A 14,437-nucleotide genomic window follows, 5' to 3' on the forward strand; every position below is an offset into this window, starting at 1 on the left:
CCGATGGCGGCGCCACGCAAGGAAGGTTCATCGATGAGCACTCAGCAATCAGCGCCCTCAAGCGACCCGGCACAGGGGGAATCGGCACAGGGCGAATCAGCGCAGGGGGAATCGGCACAGGGCGAATCAGCGCAGGGGGAATCGGCGCAGGGCGAATCGGCGCAGACGCGCCGGGCCGTAAGCAACATCCTCAAAGGCTCCGCGGGCAACCTGGTGGAGTGGTACGACCTGTACGTCTACACGGTCTTTGCCGCCTACTTCCAGGCCCATTTCTTCAACTCCAAGGACGAGCTGCAGGCCGGACTCGAAGCGATGGCCGTCTTCTCGACGTCGTTCCTCATGCGACCGATCGGCAGCTGGTTCTTCGGCCGCTACGCCGACCGGAAGGGCCGCAAGGCCGCGCTGACCCTCAGCGTGACCATGATGTCCATCGGTTCCTTCGGCATCGCGATCCTGCCCACTACCCAGGAAATCGGCATCTGGGCCCTGGTCCTGCTGATCTTCATCCGGGTGCTTCAGGGCTTCTCGGTCGGGGGCGAATACGGCACCAGCGCCACCTACATGTCCGAGGCCGCCACTGCCAAGCGGCGCGGCTTCTTCTCCAGCTTCCAGTACGTCACCTTGGTGGGCGGCCAGATGCTGGCCCTGCTGGTGCTGGTCATCCTGCAGAACACCATGGCCAAGGACGCCCTGACCGGCTGGGGCTGGCGGATTCCGTTCGCGATCGGCGGCGTGGCAGCCCTGGTGGTCCTGTGGTTGCGCCGCTCCATGGAGGAGACGGTCTCGGCGGACCAGATCCGTGCCGCCCACGTCCGCGTGGAAGGCGAAGCCCAGCCCGGCACTATGAAGCTGCTGTTCACCAAGCACTGGAAGCCGCTGCTGATCTGCATCGGGGTCACCATGGGCGGCACCATGGCCTTCTACACCTACACGAACTTCATCCTGAAGTTCATGAACGATACCTCCGGCATCGCCAAGACGGACACCTCGGTAATCAACTTCTGGGCCCTGTTCATCTTCATGCTGCTCCAGCCGGTCTATGGCCTGATCTCGGACAAGATCGGCCGCAAGCCGCTGCTGCTCTGGTTCGGCGTGACCGGCGTGCTCTTCACTTGGCCGCTGCTTTCCACCCTGGCCGGCACCAAGGATCCCTTCACCGCGTTCCTGCTGATGATGGGCGGGCTGCTGATTGTCGGCGGTTACACCTCCATCAACGCTCTGGTGAAGGCCGAACTCTTCCCCGCCTCCATCCGCGCCCTCGGCGTGGGCCTGGGATACGCGATCGCCAACTCCCTCTTCGGCGGCACGGTTCCGCTGATCGGGGCCGCATTCCAGAAGACCGGCCGCGAGGACCTGTTCTTCACCTACGTGACCGTGGCGATCTTCCTGTCCCTGCTGGTCTACATCTTCGCCCTGAAGAACAAGAAGGCCACCCACCTGGACGCGGAACAGGGCGACGCGTTCGCCGGTGCCCGTTCAGGCCGCGGCGGGAGCGTTCGCGACGGTGACGACGATAAGGACGATAAGAAGGAACTGGTGGACGCCTAGCTCGTTGTGAGGCCCGCGTTGTGGGGCCCGCTCTACGTCCTTTGCACGCCGCAAAGGACGTAGAGCGGGCCTCACACGTTAACCTTGACGGCCTTCCAGACGGAGAGACGGCCGACGGCGGCGGAGAGACCGAGCAGCAGCGCGAAAAGCGGGGCAGATTCACTGAGGGCGGCCCACAGCAATCCGGCAAACGCCCCGACCAGGGCGAACGCCAGTACGTGCAGCCACTGGTTGTGTACGCTTCGCATCAGCAAGCCGGTCGGCAGCCCGAGCACCAAGGCAGTGATGAGCGCCGGGATAACGCCGTAGAAGAGGACGCCGACCAGCATCCCCGTTCCGCCGCCTGCGATACCGAAGAGAACGCTGAACGTCAGGTGGGTAATCATCACTCCAAAGCAGAAAGTCCCGGCGCCGAAGGTCACTCGAAGGTTCGGTTTGGTATAACGTGCGGCAGGCTCGGCCAAACCGTAGCCTTCCCTTTCGGGATCCTCAGGCAGACCTGCAGTCATTTCTCCTCCTTGGTGATGTTCATGACGGGTTCCGGACGCTGCGGGTGAGATCCAGGACGTCGTCGAGCATCTTCCCGACGCCGGGGAGCCTGGTCAGCGACAGGCCGCGGGCCAGGAGCGGTACCGCGCCGTCGATCAGTTTCCGGGTCCGCCGCTGGTCTTCGGATTTGTCGTAGACCCAGAACAGGGCGATGCCCATGTACGCCAGCCATAGCAGTTCCGGGAGGTCCGCGCGCAGCTTCCTGGGCAGGGCGGGAGTAGAACCGTCGACGGCCGCCCGGAAGATAGTGAGCGATGCCTCTCGGGCGGCGCTGGACTCTTCGCTGAAGGGGTTCACCGGCGAGGAAGGGCGGATTGCCGTGGCGATAAATTCCGAACCGAAGGCGTGGTACGGGTCCATGACCCCGATACCGGTGTGGAACACGGCCCTGATTCGGCCAGCGAAATCCTTCACGTCCTTGATGGTGTCAGCGGCGAGAACGGCATGCTCAGCCTGGACCTGTACGTAGAGCTCCTGGACCAGATCGTCCTTCGACGCGAAGTAATAGTAGGCGTTGCCCACGGAGACACCGGCTTCCTGGGCGATGGCGCGCATGGTGGTCTTCTCGAAGCCGATCTCGCGGAACAGCGTCAAGGCTACGTCGGCCAGCCGCTGCCGGGTCTGCTCGCTCTTGGCTGTCACGTGGCTCCTCCGTTGCCGCCGTTTTTGAACGTGTTCAAATAGTGGCACAGTTTTTGAACATGTTCAAAGAGTTGTTTTCCGTCTTGGGTTTGGCGTGCGGAGGCTACAGGATCAGGTGATGGGACAATGGAAGACGTTCCCCTCCGCTAGGACTCCATTTCCGTGCGGCGGGACATCCAGTGCTAATACAGCGGGGCGCCGTGGAGTTGTCCGGTGCCTGCGCGAACCACTACGAACGGACATCCATTGACCACGCCTTCCGGCTCTGCTGCCCCGAAAACGGCCCTCAAAACCCCGCCCCGTTTTGCCTCGATCGGTTCCCCGTACTTCGCGATCATCCTGGCTGTCATGGCCGTGGTGCTGATCCTGTCCAACATCGGCGCGTCCAAGGGTGTGTTGATTGGCCCGATCGTCACCGACGGCGGATTCTTCCTGTTCCCGCTGGCCTACATCCTGGGCGACGTCGTGAGCGAGGTCTACGGTTTCAAGGCGGCGCGGAAGGCGATCATCACCACCTTCGCGCTCTCCGTGTTCGCCTCGCTCTGCTACTGGATCATCATTGTCCTGCCCGGCTTCGGCGATGAGTACGGCAACGCCAAGCAGGCCGCCATTGAGGGCGCCCTCGGCCCGGTGCCGTTGATCGTGCTGGCCTCGCTCCTGGGCTTCTTCGCCGGCCAGACCATCAATTCCTGGGTCCTGGTGAAGATGAAGGAACGCAGCGGGGAGAAGTCCCTGTGGGCGCGGCTCATGGGTTCTTCCGGTGCGGGCGAATTCGTGGACACCCTCATCTTCTGCAGCATCGCAGCGTCGGTCATCGGCATCACGGACTTCGGAACCTTCGTCAACTACGTGGTGGTGGGCTTCGTCTACAAGACCGCCGTCGAGTTCATCTTCGTACCCGTGACCTCGCTTGTGATCGGCTGGGTGAAGAAGCGGGAGCCGAGCTACGGGGCTGCATGACCCGTTGAAGTCCGCACCTAGGCGTAGTACCGGCCCAGGGTCTCTGCCTTGAACTCGAAGAAATCCCCGGATTCGATGGCCAGGCGGGCGTCGTCCACCATCTTCACCACGAAACGTTCGTTGTGGATGGAGATCAGCGTGGCCGAGAGCATTTCCTTGGCCTTGTACAGGTGGTGGATGTAGGCCCGGGAGTAGTTCAGGCAGGTGTAGCAGTCGCAGCCGTCCTGCAGCGGTCCGAAGTCAGCCTTGTACTTTGCGCCGGACAAGTTGAAGCGGCCGTCCGCCGTGTAGAACGCCGAGTTGCGGGCCACCCGGGTGGGGGAAACGCAGTCGAAGGTGTCCGCGCCGTTTTCGATGGCGGTGAAGATATCGTCCGGCTCGGAGATGCCCAGCAGGTGCCGCGGTTTGTTTTCCGGCAGCTCTTCGTTGCACCAGCGCACGATCGTGCCCAGGTTTTCCTTTTCCAGCGCACCGCCGATCCCGAAACCGTCGAAGTCCATGGCGCCAAGGTCCCGGCACGCCTTGCGGCGCAGGTCTTCGTACTGGGCGCCCTGGATCACGCCGAACAGGGCCTGGTACGGCTTCCCTGCCCGGGAAAGGGTGAGCCGCCGGTGTTCGGTGACGCAGCGTTCGGCCCAGCGGCGGGTGCGCTCCAGGGATTCCTCCTGGTAGGCGCGGGAATTCTGCAAGGTGGTCAGCTCGTCGAAGGCGAACATGATGTCCGCACCGATCTGGTGCTGCACCCGCATGGAGATCTCCGGCGAGAAGCGGTGCTTGTCCCCGTTGAGGTGCGATTTGAACCAGACACCCTCCTCGTCGACGTGGGCCAGGCGTTCCTTGCCGGGTGCCACGGCATCGTCCGGGACGGCGGATTCCGCAACCGGCACGGTCTTCATGTCGATGACCTTCTTGAAACCCGAGCCCAGGCTCATCACCTGGAAGCCTCCGGAGTCCGTGAAGGTTGGCCCGTCCCAGTTCATGAACGCACCAAGGCCGCCCGCGGCGTCGAGGATTTCCGGGCCGGGCTGCAGGTACAGGTGGTAGGCGTTGGCCAGCACGGCCTGTGCGCCGAAGCCGCGGATGGACTCAGGCAGCACGGCCTTCACGGTGGCTTTGGTCCCGACGGCGATGAACGCCGGCGTCTGGATGGTCCCGTGCGGCGTGGTGATGGTTCCGGTGCGGCCGAGGAATTCGCCGCCGTTGCCGTCCCGTTGTTCCGGCGTCGGCCCGCAGCTCTCGGCGAGGCGCGACCCTACCGAGAACGAGAACGCGGACTGGCGCTCCGCGAAGGGCGCGGAAGCCGGGGAACCGGCAACGGGACTGGTATCAGGCAGGACGGAATCGGCTGGCACCGTTACAGTCTGCCAGCCGATTGCCGGGAAGTGTCAGCGCGCGGACACCTCTGTGGGGTAGTTCTCAGCCTTCCAGCCGTCCCAGTGGGAGCGGACCGACTCGAGCTGCTGCGCCCCGAGGTCGTAGGTGGACGCAATAACCAGCGCCCCGCCGTCGGGCCGCTTCTCCGGGATCGCCTGCTGTTCGGCCACGATCAGCAGGCCCTCGCCGTGTTCGGCGTAACCGTGGACGGTGACCCCCACCTGGTGCCGGGTGCGGAACCACACCTTGCCGAAGATCGCTTCGCCGGTGGGCAGGGTCAGTTCGTATTCCTCGCCCGGGGCCGGCAGTTCGTTCAGCCCCAGCTTTTCGATGGCCGATCCGCCGCCCGGCAAGGTGACCACATGCGTGCGCCGGTGCCCGTGCGGGTGCCGTTCCAAGGCGAAACGCAGCTGGTGGAGGAACGTCAGCCACCCCTGGGTGATGTCTTCATCCCAGTCGGCCCACTCTGAATCATGGTCCAGGGCGGCCCGGGTGACCCGCACTTCGGTGCCGCCGGTGACCGGATGCAGCTCGAACTCGTCCCCGCCGTTCACGGTGAGGCTGGTGTGGTCCGGGTCCTCGACCACATTGGAACTGAAGTAGATCTGGTTGATCTCATCGCTGAGATCGTCGCTTTCCCAGCCGTGCCACTGGGCTACCCGCGATGGTTCGCGCAGCATGGTCCAAACTTGCAGCGCGTCGGCATTAACCACAACGCTCAGATTGTTCGTCATGGGCCCGAATCTACTCCCGTTCAGGTGACGGCAACAGCCTTGACAGGTGGCCGGGCAGCACGGCTCAGCCTAGGCGCGGACCGCTTCGAGCTCGTTGGCCAGGCGGTGGTCCAGTTCGCTGATCCGCAGGGTCTCCGAACCGCCGTGGGCGCGCAGGAACAACAGCGACTCGAAGCGCAGCAGCCGCCATTCGCGTTCGGCGTCGTGGTTGCCGTTGTCGATGGAGCGGAAGATTTCCTTGTCGTACAGGTTCGGCTCGTTGAGCGCCCGCTGGCGGACCCGGGCCGCGATCCTGGCCCGGAACGGGTCGGTCTCCAGTGAATCCGGGGCCTGCAGCAACTGGGCGTAGACCGCGGCACGCTCTTCCTGCCCGAGTTCCCGGCAGATGAAGCTGGACAGGGCCAGGGCGCGTTCCACCGAGGCCCAGCGGTCCCGGTTGCCGTCGAAGGGCAGCACGTTCAGCAGATCGGCGACGGCGAGGGCGTTGTCCGGATCGCGGAGCTGGATGAAGAGGTCGTGCGCGAGGTCGCTGATGTCGCGAAGGCAACTGCCGGACTTGGTGTTGACGCCCTTGACCAGGCGTTCGCTCAGCACGGCCACGCCGTTGCGTCCCGGGTGGGCCTCGGCCGCTGCGGCGATCACGGACTCCGGGGTCCCGGACGGCGCCGGGATCAGCGCCAGCTGGGCGGCGGTCGGAGCGTTCAGCGACGGTGGAGCGGCAGGAAGCGGGGGGACGACAACGACGGGTGCGGCCGCCGCCGGGAGCTCACCGGAAGGTGCGTCGTCCCCGGAAGCCTCGCCGCCGGCGTCGGGCGCCTCACCGGCGGACTCGTTGACAACGCTGCCGGGTTCGCCCACCGGGACGGCGGAGGAGAAGGCAATGCGGATGCGGCCGCCGTGGGCCGTGGTCACGAGGACGAGGGCGGGCACGCCGAAGTCGTCGTATTCGAGCGCGATGCCGGTGATCTGTTCCGCGGGGCCGTTGCCCGGGGGGAAGAGGTAGTCACCGGTTTGCAGGGCCCCAGCCTGCTTTTCACGGTATTGCTGATCGGCCGGGCTGTGGGTCATCGCCAAAAATCCTTTGCTTGGGGTCCGCCCACCAGTCTATAGAACAGGCGCGTCCGGCCGCGGGAGGCTTTCCGGCTATGTGGAAAGGCGTGGAAGGGCGCAGCCTTGGCTACATGCCGACCCCGGCGAAGGCGAGCGCCTGGCGCACCAGGTTGCCGCGGCCGCCGTCGAACTCCTGCTGGACTTCCGCGCTGAGCACTTCGTCCGGGGTCATCCACGTCAGTTCGAGGGCATCCTGGCGCGGATCGCACTCACCGGTCACCGGGATCACGTAGACCAGGGACACCGCGTGCTGGCGGTCGTCCGTGAACCCCGTCTGGGAGGGGGCAGGGAAGTATTCGGCCACGGTGAACGGGACGGGGCTGATGGGCAGCTGCGGGAAGGCCAGCGGGCCGAGGTCCTTCTCGATGTGGCGCAGCAGCGCGGCCCGGATAGTTTCGCGGTACAGCACGCGGCCGGAGACGAGGTAGCGCACCATGTTGCCGTCGGCGTCGCCCTGCAGGAGCGTGCCCACCTCGTTGACGAAGCCGAGCGGATCCAGCCGGACCGGCACCGCCTCCACGTAGACCATGGGGAGGCGTCCGCGCGCCTCGAACAGGTCCTCGGGGGACAACCAGCCGGGGTTGGGGTCAGGGGTGCGCACGCTCATGCTTAATTTCTACCCCATCCATCGCCCGGCGGGCCGTGTTTGGCGGCGGGCCGTGCCGAAGGCGAACGGTTCAGACCTGGGTGGACAGTTCGTGCCGGGTGAGGCTCAGGTACAGCTTTCCTTCTTCGACGCGGCTGATGGTATCCGCGGCTGCGTAGGTGTCCCCGGCCAGGAAACCGCGGGAATCGATCTTGATGTAGCCGGAATGGAACAGCCGCCGCGCCATCAGCTCAGGAACTTTCGGTTCCCGGCCGAAGACTGAGTTCAGGCCGAGCGTGAGCAAGTCCGGCTCGGAGCCGACCACGGCTTCTTCGAAGATCTCCGCCTTTTCGTTGGGCGGAACGACCTCCCCGACCCTGCCGATGACTTCCCCCGAACCATCAACCACCTGCATCCCCTTCGAAATGGAATCCAGTATGCCCACGATGCCCTCCTCTGCTGCCCGCACGGCACCCTTCGCCATGCTTGCCACGGGGCGCCCCAGCGATCCGGAAGTGCAGCACCGTGGACATTTTCATTACGTCACCGTCGTGCCGGATGGTCAAGGGGCGGCCTGGCCAAGCGGTGTCTGCAACCGCCTAGCTGGCTGTGCCGGGGTTTGGACCCTGCCGCACCACGAGCTCTCCGCCGTCCGGGGTCGTCGCCAGAAGCGCGCCGCCTTCATCCCGGACGGGAACACCCGCACCGGCGAGCCGTTCCCGCAAACCGTCCAGGCCGCCGTCGTACTCGAATTCGAGGCCGCCGCCCGCTGGCCGTGAGCCGGCGCGCACGGCCAGGATCCCGCCGTTCTTGGTGCTGAAATCCGCTGCGTCCGGGGTTTCCCGGCGGGGCCGGGCACCGATGTTGCGCAGTTCCTGGGCGGACCGTTCGACGGCGGGCGTCAGCCAGATCCCGACGACGGCGAGGGCCGGGTCAGCGTCCGCGCACACGGCGCCGTGTGCGGCCTTGTCCGCGAGGAAGCTGAAGCCGTCCTGCGCCGTGATCCGGACGGTGGTCCCGTGCGGGGCGTCGATGACCTCGGCGCGGGTGCCGTCGGCCTCGGTGCGGCGGGCGAACTCCGCCGGGTCGCCGATTTCGACGCCGAACACGGTGGTTGCGTCCTCCGCCGATCCCGCAGGGACCCGGTGCAGGGCGAGGCGTCCGGAGCCGGCGTCGAACTCGCGCCGGTCGTCGTCGTCCACGGTCTTGATCATGCCGAGCGCACCCAGCAGCGGCTCCCAGGCCTCGGGGCGGGACGTGAAATGGATGGGGCGGACACGCAGCATGGCCCCCAGCCTACGCGCGGCAGCCGGATGTCGGTGATCGGCGGCAGAATGGGCACATGGCCGTTGAACTCGAAGAACTGCTGGTCAAGGACGCCGCGGAATGGCGCGCCTGGCTGGAAGCGAACCACAGCAGCAGCCCCGGCGTCTGGCTGGTCCTGCACAAGAAGGGCGGCAACGTCACCGAACTGGACTACGACGCCGCCCTGGACGAGGCCCTGTGCTTCGGCTGGATCGACGGGCAGGCGAAGCGTCGCGACGCGGAAAGCATGTTCCAGCGCATGACCCGCCGCGGCCTGCGCAGCCCCTGGTCCGAGAGGAACGTCGGACACATCGCCCGCCTCGAAGCCGCCGGAAAGATGCACGGCGCCGGCCGGGCCGCCGTCGAGGCCGCCAAAGCCGACGGGCGATGGGACAAGGCCTATTCGGGCCAGGCCTCCGCGGAGGTTCCCGAGGACCTCGCCGCGGCGATCGCCGCCGTCCCGGAGGCGCAGGCCATGTTCGACGTTCTCACTTCCGTGAACCGCTTCGCCCTGATCTACCGGACCAACTCGGTGAAGCGGGCCGAGACCCGGGCCCGGAAGATCGCCGGATTCGTGGACATGCTGGCCCGCCATGAGGCGCCGTACCCGCAGAAGAAGATGCCGGAGACGCCGCCCCTCAGCTAGCCCAGGCTGGCGGCCGCTTCCAGTGCCATCCAGGCCTGCAGCTGGGTGGAAAGCTCGACGGCGGCGCCCGGCGGGTACATCTCGGCGGCCCGCCGCCGCGGGTCTCTGGAGAACGTGAGGGTTCCCGGCGCCGTTTCCGTCCGGCCTGTCCAAAGGGCTTCCGCCGTTTCCAGCACCATCTGCCGCGCCTGCCGGCGGGCGTTTTCCGGTAAGCGTTCGTCGGCTGCGGCGAGGGCCAGGTAACGGAGCAGGATCCCCGTAAAGAGGCCGCCGTCGCCGTCTCCATGGCAGTGGACAACCATGCCCCCGTCCAGGGTCAGCTGCCGCGACACGGCCGCCACCAGGTCAGCGGCCCGGCTCAGGTTTTCCCCGCCGCCGAGTTCGAGCATGGCACCGAGCACGGGGCCCTGGTTGTAGCTGTAGATGTCGGCCACGAGCACTGTTTCGGCGCCCCGGATCCGCAGGCCGTCCAGATACAGGCCGCGCTCCGGGTCGAACAGCCGGGCGTTGAGCCAGTCCAGGAGGCCTTGGGCCCTTTCGGGACGGCCTGTGCGGGCGTAGTAGAGGGCAACGGGCGCGGTGGCGGGAGTGTTCTTGAAGTCGCGGGCGACGTTCCAGAAGGTGCCGCCGCCCAGGTCCTCCGTGGAGGCCGAATCGAACTGCAGGGTGAGGCTTTCGCGGACCTTGGCGTTGCGGAGGCGGCCCGCGCCGCGGCCCGTCTTGCGGCTCTGCTCGGCGAGGTCTTCCAGGCGCAGGGTGGCCAGGGCGAGCCAGGCCATGTCGTCGTAGTAGTTGTTGACGAAGCGCAGGAAGTTCCGCAGCCGGACGGTGGTGACCAGCCGCGAGGCCAGGCGCCCGGCACTAGGGCGGGCGGCGCCGTCGAACTTCATGCCCGAGGCGAGCTCGCGCCGGCCGGTGTCCACCAGGCAGTCCACGTAGTGCGCCTGCCACCAGTAGTTCCACGGCTTCAGCAGTGCCCGGAAACGGTTCTGCGGCCGGACGGAGGCGCCGATGTGCGTGCCGGGGAGGAAGAAGAGCCGCTTGCCGAACGTCCGGGTGACGGAGCGGGCGGCCTCGTCGGCGCGGCGGGCCCACTCCTGCGGTGATTCTGCGGCGGACATGGTGCCAAGCCTAGTTCGCCGGAGGAGGCGGCACCGGCCAGGGCTGCGGAATTGATGTGATTCAGTTAACATGCATTAACTTCAGTGGCTTGCATCAAGGAGGATGGATGGACATCAGCGGAGCGGTGGCACTGGTCACCGGCGGGGCATCGGGACTGGGGGCGGCGACGGCCCGGAGGCTGTTCGACGCCGGTGCCTCGGTGGTGTTGATCGACCTTCCGTCCTCCTCGGGCGAGGCCTTCGCCGCGGAACTGAACGCCTCCGGCGCGGCTTCCAAGGCGGCCTTCGTCCCCGCCGACGTCACCGACGAAGCCCAGGTGCAGGCCGCCGTCGACGCCGCAACGGCCCTCGGCCCGCTGCGCATCGTGGTCAACTGCGCCGGCGTCGCCACCCCGGGCAAGGTGCTGGGTCGTGACGGCGTGCTGCCGCTGGAAAGCTTCAACAAGGTCATCCAGATCAACCTCGTGGGCACCTTCAACGTCATCCGGCTGGCCGCGGCAGCCATGGCCGCCACCGAGCCCGTGACCACCGGACTCGGCGGTCCGGAGCGCGGCGTCATCATCAACACCGCCTCGGTCGCCGCCTTCGACGGCCAGATCGGCCAGCCCGCCTATGCCGCATCCAAGGGCGCCGTGGCGGCGATGACGCTGCCCATCGCCCGGGAACTGGCGCGCTCGCTGATCCGCGTCATGGCCATCGCGCCGGGCATCTTCGAAACGCCAATGTTGGCCGGTCTCCCGCAGGACGCCCAGCACTCCCTGGGGCAGCAGGTCCCGCACCCCGCACGGCTCGGCCGTCCCGGCGAATACGCCAACCTCGTGGTGCACATCGTGGAGAACGCCATGCTCAACGGCGAAACCATCCGACTGGACGGCGCGATCCGGATGGCGCCGAAATGAGCCCGGACACCGTGCCCGGCGGCGACACTCCGGCACAGGATGAGTTGCCTGCGGCGGATTTCTTCGACTTTGAATCCCTCCTCAGCGTCCAGGAACAACGCAAGCTCCAGGAGGTTCGCGAATTCCTGGCCAGCGAGGTGGCACCGTACGCCAAGGCCTGGTGGGACAACGCCGAGTTCCCCACGCACCTCCTGCCCAAGTTGGGCGGGCTCCGGCTCAGCGCGCCCACCCACCGCGGCTACAGCAACCTGTTCGCGGGCTTGGTGATCGCCGAAATGACCCGGGTGGATACCTCCATCGCCACCTTCTTCATGGTCCACCACGACCTCTTCGTGGAATCGCTCTTCGAATTCGGCTCCAAGGAGCAGCAGGACCGCTACCTCGACGACGCCTCCAACCTCCGCACCACCGGCGCCTTCGCGCTGACCGAGCCGGAGCACGGTTCGGATGTGGCGGGCGGCCTGCAGACCACCGCCCGGCGGGTTCCGGGGAGTCCCGACGACGGCGGTGACCACTGGGTGCTCAACGGCGCCAAACGCTGGATCGGGAACGGGACGTTCTGCGACCACATGCTGGTCTGGGCCCTCGACGAAGCGGAGCTCGACGCCGGGCACAAGGTGATCCGGGCCTTCATCGTGAACGGCAATCTCCCCGGGGTGACACGTACCAAAATCGAGAACAAGATCGCCCTGCGCACCGTGCAGAACGCCAACATCACCTTCAAGGATGTGCGCGTTGCGGAGGCAGACCGCTTCGCAGGAATCAGCAGCTTTACCGACACCAACTACCTGCTCCGCGGCTCGCGCCTGATGGTTGCCTGGCAGGCGGTAGGGCAGCAGTTGGCAGCGTTCGACGTCGCCCGGCAGTACGCACTGGAACGGCAACAGTTCGGCCGGCCGCTGGCGAAGTTCCAGCTCATCCAGCAGCAGCTGGTGGACATGCTCGGCAACGCGGTGGCCAGCATGGGCATGATGGCCAGGATCGCCCAGCTCCAGGAAGACGCCTACGTTGACGCGAAAGGCGAGCGGCACGGCGGCGCGAGCATGGCACAGGTGGCGCTGGCCAAGTCCTACTGCAGCGCCCGCATGCGGGAGACAGTGGCCATGGGCCGCTCAATCCTCGGCGGAAACGGGATCGTCACGGACTACCGGATGGCCAAGATCTTCGCCGATGCCGAGGCCATCTACACCTACGAGGGCTCCTTCGAGATCAACTCGCTGATCGTGGGCCGGAATGTCACGGGCGTGTCCGCGATCGTGTAGCGAGGCCCGTTTTTGGCGGGAAGCCGGACCTCAGGCGTGCCGCCGGACCTCAGGCGTGCCGCGGCGCGAAAGTCTCCACGACGGCCACCACACCGAAGGACCCCAGCACGGTGCCGGTGACGCGGTCGATCCAGCGGCGGAACTGGGCGCCCTGCAGCCACTTCCGGAAGAACTGTGCCGCCGAGATGATCACCGCGAACCACACCACGGCCTCGACGTTGCTCACCACGGACAACAGCAGGCCCATCCAGACGGCGGGCACCTCCGGCACCAGGAACTGCGGGATGACGGCGATGCAGAACATCCCGTATTTCGGATTGAGCAGGTTGGACACGAAGCCCTTCAGCCAGGTCCGGCGCAGCGGTTCCAGGCTCAGGTGGGGGAGGGCACCCGGCGGGAGGTCGGCGTCGGACTTCTTCAGGGAAGCGCGCCAGAGACCGATACCCAGCCACAGCATGTACACCGCACCGCCCAGGCGCAGTACGTCGTAGGCCACGGTGGAGACCGTGAGCAGCGCGGAAACCCCGGTGGCCGCGGCGGCGCCCCAGACGAAGGCGCCGGCGATCATCCCGAAGGCCGCCATGTAGGCGTGGCGGCGGCCCTGGGCAATCGAATACCGCAGCACCAGCGCGGTGTCCGTACCCGGAATGACGGTGATGAGGGCCGCGATCGCCGCGTAGCCGAGGAGGGATTCCTGAAGGTTCACCATCCAAGGATATGAGCCTTCAGATAATGCGTCCTGACGGGAGTTTTTCGCCTGCCTCCACGGCCACGTCAATCGAGTTTCCGACGACGGGCATTGGGCAGGTGCCGTACGGCGTGAAGGCGCTGGGGTAGTTGATGGCGCGGTTGAAATCAACCACCACGGACGCTGTTCCGGAAGCATCCACTCGCGGGCGGGGCACGAAGACCTTGCGCCATTCGTCGGTGGTGTTGCCGTTCGTCTCGTCGTGGAAAGTCACGTTGAGGGCACCGAGCTTCTCCTCCTCGGCGTGCAGGCGGACCTCGTGTTCCCGGCCCGGCACGTGGAAGACCACCTCGCCCACAGATCGGTGCACCCCGTCCACCAGGGGATTCGCTGTGCCGATCGGCACATCCACCGGTTCCGGGTAGGCCTCGAAGCGGCCCGTGACCACCCAGTCCGGGTTGTAGTCGAAGGTGGGCACGCCGTCGAACTCCGTCAGCACGGGCGAGGAATCATCCCGGGTGCGGATGGCGTACTTGTCAGCGCGCATGGCCAGCTCCACCACCACGTCGGTGCCGTCCACCCCGCCGTACTGCACCCACATGAGGGATTCCTCGTCCTGCAGGACGGCCGTGATCGTCCCGTCCACCGGCTCGCCGGTCTCTACGAGCGTGAGGCCGTCGGCGGCGCTCGCGGTGAGGGTCGCCGTCGTGCCGTCGGTTGACCAGAGCCCCGGGACGAGTTCGACGGCGGACGGTTCGGCTTCAAGCCACTGGAACGAGGTGAGGGTCAGCCAGCCGTGCGGAGTTGCGAGGGCCGTGTTGCGGCTGCTGCGGAACCGCTGCCACCGTTCGATCTGGGCGTCGGCGGGTGCTGTTGCGGTCATGATTCCTCCGGTCTGTGTCTGCGTCTTCGGCGTCGCTGCCTTCAACCATGCACTGTGCGGTGGCATTCCCGCCAAGCCGGGACCGGAAAGGCCGTAGTGCCGCGCCGGGTCCCGGCGTACGCTCGGGAGC

The 14,437-nt window shown here is 66.6% G+C and carries 16 protein-coding genes; 5 read left to right on the plus strand and 11 right to left on the minus strand.

All coding sequences use genetic code 11. The annotated features are described in order from the left end of the window. Nucleotides 1-3 precede the first annotated feature (3 nt). Nucleotides 4-1,548, plus strand: a complete 1,545-nt coding sequence (locus ACZ9CK_RS01930; RefSeq protein ID WP_476049077.1) for an MFS transporter — start codon at nt 4-6, stop codon at nt 1,546-1,548. Nucleotides 1,549-1,619: 71 nt separating this feature from the next. Here the strand turns inward: ACZ9CK_RS01930 and ACZ9CK_RS01935 are convergent, their stop codons facing one another. Together ACZ9CK_RS01935 and ACZ9CK_RS01940 are read right to left on the minus strand one after the other, a co-directional pair. Next, nucleotides 1,620-2,057 carry a hypothetical protein gene (locus ACZ9CK_RS01935; RefSeq protein ID WP_476049078.1) on the minus strand — a complete coding sequence of 146 codons (438 nt, stop codon included), beginning with the start codon at nt 2,055-2,057 and terminating at the stop codon, nt 1,620-1,622. A gap of 19 nt (nt 2,058-2,076) precedes the next feature. Further along, nucleotides 2,077-2,739, minus strand: coding sequence for a TetR family transcriptional regulator (locus ACZ9CK_RS01940; protein ID WP_476049079.1), 663 nt, complete (start codon nt 2,737-2,739; stop codon nt 2,077-2,079). Nucleotides 2,740-2,985: 246 nt separating this feature from the next. Here ACZ9CK_RS01940 and ACZ9CK_RS01945 point away from each other — a divergent pair, with 246 nt between their 5' ends. Next, nucleotides 2,986-3,699 (plus strand): queuosine precursor transporter, encoded by a 714-nt coding sequence (locus ACZ9CK_RS01945; RefSeq protein ID WP_426302098.1) that lies wholly within the window; start codon nt 2,986-2,988, stop codon nt 3,697-3,699. Nucleotides 3,700-3,716: 17 nt separating this feature from the next. Here ACZ9CK_RS01945 and tgt read toward each other — a convergent pair whose 3' ends face one another. The 6 genes from tgt to ACZ9CK_RS01975 form a co-directional block, all read right to left on the minus strand. Continuing rightward, a complete protein-coding gene (tgt, locus tag ACZ9CK_RS01950) occupies nt 3,717-5,033 on the minus strand; it encodes a tRNA guanosine(34) transglycosylase Tgt (protein WP_476050839.1) in 1,317 nt (438 codons plus the stop codon). A 51-nt stretch (nt 5,034-5,084) separates the two neighbouring features. Next, nucleotides 5,085-5,807, minus strand: coding sequence for an SRPBCC family protein (locus tag ACZ9CK_RS01955; protein WP_476049080.1), 723 nt, complete (start codon nt 5,805-5,807; stop codon nt 5,085-5,087). Between the two features lie 69 nt (nt 5,808-5,876). Next, the gene (locus ACZ9CK_RS01960; RefSeq protein ID WP_476049081.1) at nt 5,877-6,875 is read right to left on the minus strand and encodes a DUF6707 family protein; all 999 of its coding nucleotides are present in this window, start codon (nt 6,873-6,875) and stop codon (nt 5,877-5,879) included. A 109-nt stretch (nt 6,876-6,984) separates the two neighbouring features. After that, the gene (locus ACZ9CK_RS01965) at nt 6,985-7,524 is read right to left on the minus strand and encodes an NUDIX hydrolase family protein (protein ID WP_426302101.1); all 540 of its coding nucleotides are present in this window, start codon (nt 7,522-7,524) and stop codon (nt 6,985-6,987) included. 70 nt (nt 7,525-7,594) lie between these two features. Then, the gene (locus ACZ9CK_RS01970; RefSeq protein ID WP_426302102.1) at nt 7,595-7,996 is read right to left on the minus strand and encodes a hypothetical protein; all 402 of its coding nucleotides are present in this window, start codon (nt 7,994-7,996) and stop codon (nt 7,595-7,597) included. Nucleotides 7,997-8,102: 106 nt separating this feature from the next. Continuing rightward, a complete protein-coding gene (locus tag ACZ9CK_RS01975) occupies nt 8,103-8,789 on the minus strand; it encodes a VOC family protein (RefSeq protein WP_476049082.1) in 687 nt (228 codons plus the stop codon). A 56-nt stretch (nt 8,790-8,845) separates the two neighbouring features. Here ACZ9CK_RS01975 and ACZ9CK_RS01980 point away from each other — a divergent pair, with 56 nt between their 5' ends. Beyond that, the gene (locus tag ACZ9CK_RS01980; protein WP_426302104.1) at nt 8,846-9,454 is read left to right on the plus strand and encodes a YdeI/OmpD-associated family protein; all 609 of its coding nucleotides are present in this window, start codon (nt 8,846-8,848) and stop codon (nt 9,452-9,454) included. Here the strand turns inward: ACZ9CK_RS01980 and ACZ9CK_RS01985 are convergent. Continuing rightward, nucleotides 9,451-10,575: a glycoside hydrolase family 76 protein gene (locus tag ACZ9CK_RS01985; RefSeq protein ID WP_476049083.1), complete on the minus strand. Its 1,125-nt coding sequence runs from the start codon at nt 10,573-10,575 to the stop codon at nt 9,451-9,453. The genes ACZ9CK_RS01980 and ACZ9CK_RS01985 overlap by 4 nt on opposite strands. A 107-nt stretch (nt 10,576-10,682) precedes the next feature. On the opposite strand from ACZ9CK_RS01985, the gene ACZ9CK_RS01990 reads away from it, so the two are divergent. After that, nucleotides 10,683-11,474 (plus strand): SDR family NAD(P)-dependent oxidoreductase, encoded by a 792-nt coding sequence (locus ACZ9CK_RS01990; RefSeq protein ID WP_476049084.1) that lies wholly within the window; start codon nt 10,683-10,685, stop codon nt 11,472-11,474. After that, complete coding sequence (locus tag ACZ9CK_RS01995; protein ID WP_476049085.1) at nt 11,471-12,736, plus strand: acyl-CoA dehydrogenase family protein; 1,266 nt, start codon at nt 11,471-11,473, stop codon at nt 12,734-12,736. The genes ACZ9CK_RS01990 and ACZ9CK_RS01995 overlap by 4 nt, the downstream gene beginning before the upstream one ends. Nucleotides 12,737-12,785: 49 nt before the next feature. Here ACZ9CK_RS01995 and ACZ9CK_RS02000 read toward each other — a convergent pair whose 3' ends face one another. Both ACZ9CK_RS02000 and ACZ9CK_RS02005 read right to left on the minus strand, forming a co-directional pair. Then, nucleotides 12,786-13,445, minus strand: coding sequence for a LysE family translocator (locus tag ACZ9CK_RS02000; protein WP_476049086.1), 660 nt, complete (start codon nt 13,443-13,445; stop codon nt 12,786-12,788). Nucleotides 13,446-13,461: 16 nt separating this feature from the next. Beyond that, nucleotides 13,462-14,307 carry a DUF1684 domain-containing protein gene (locus ACZ9CK_RS02005; protein ID WP_476049087.1) on the minus strand — a complete coding sequence of 282 codons (846 nt, stop codon included), beginning with the start codon at nt 14,305-14,307 and terminating at the stop codon, nt 13,462-13,464. Between the last annotated feature and the right edge of the window lie 130 nt (nt 14,308-14,437).

Source organism: Arthrobacter sp. TE26545 (assembly GCF_056279005.1).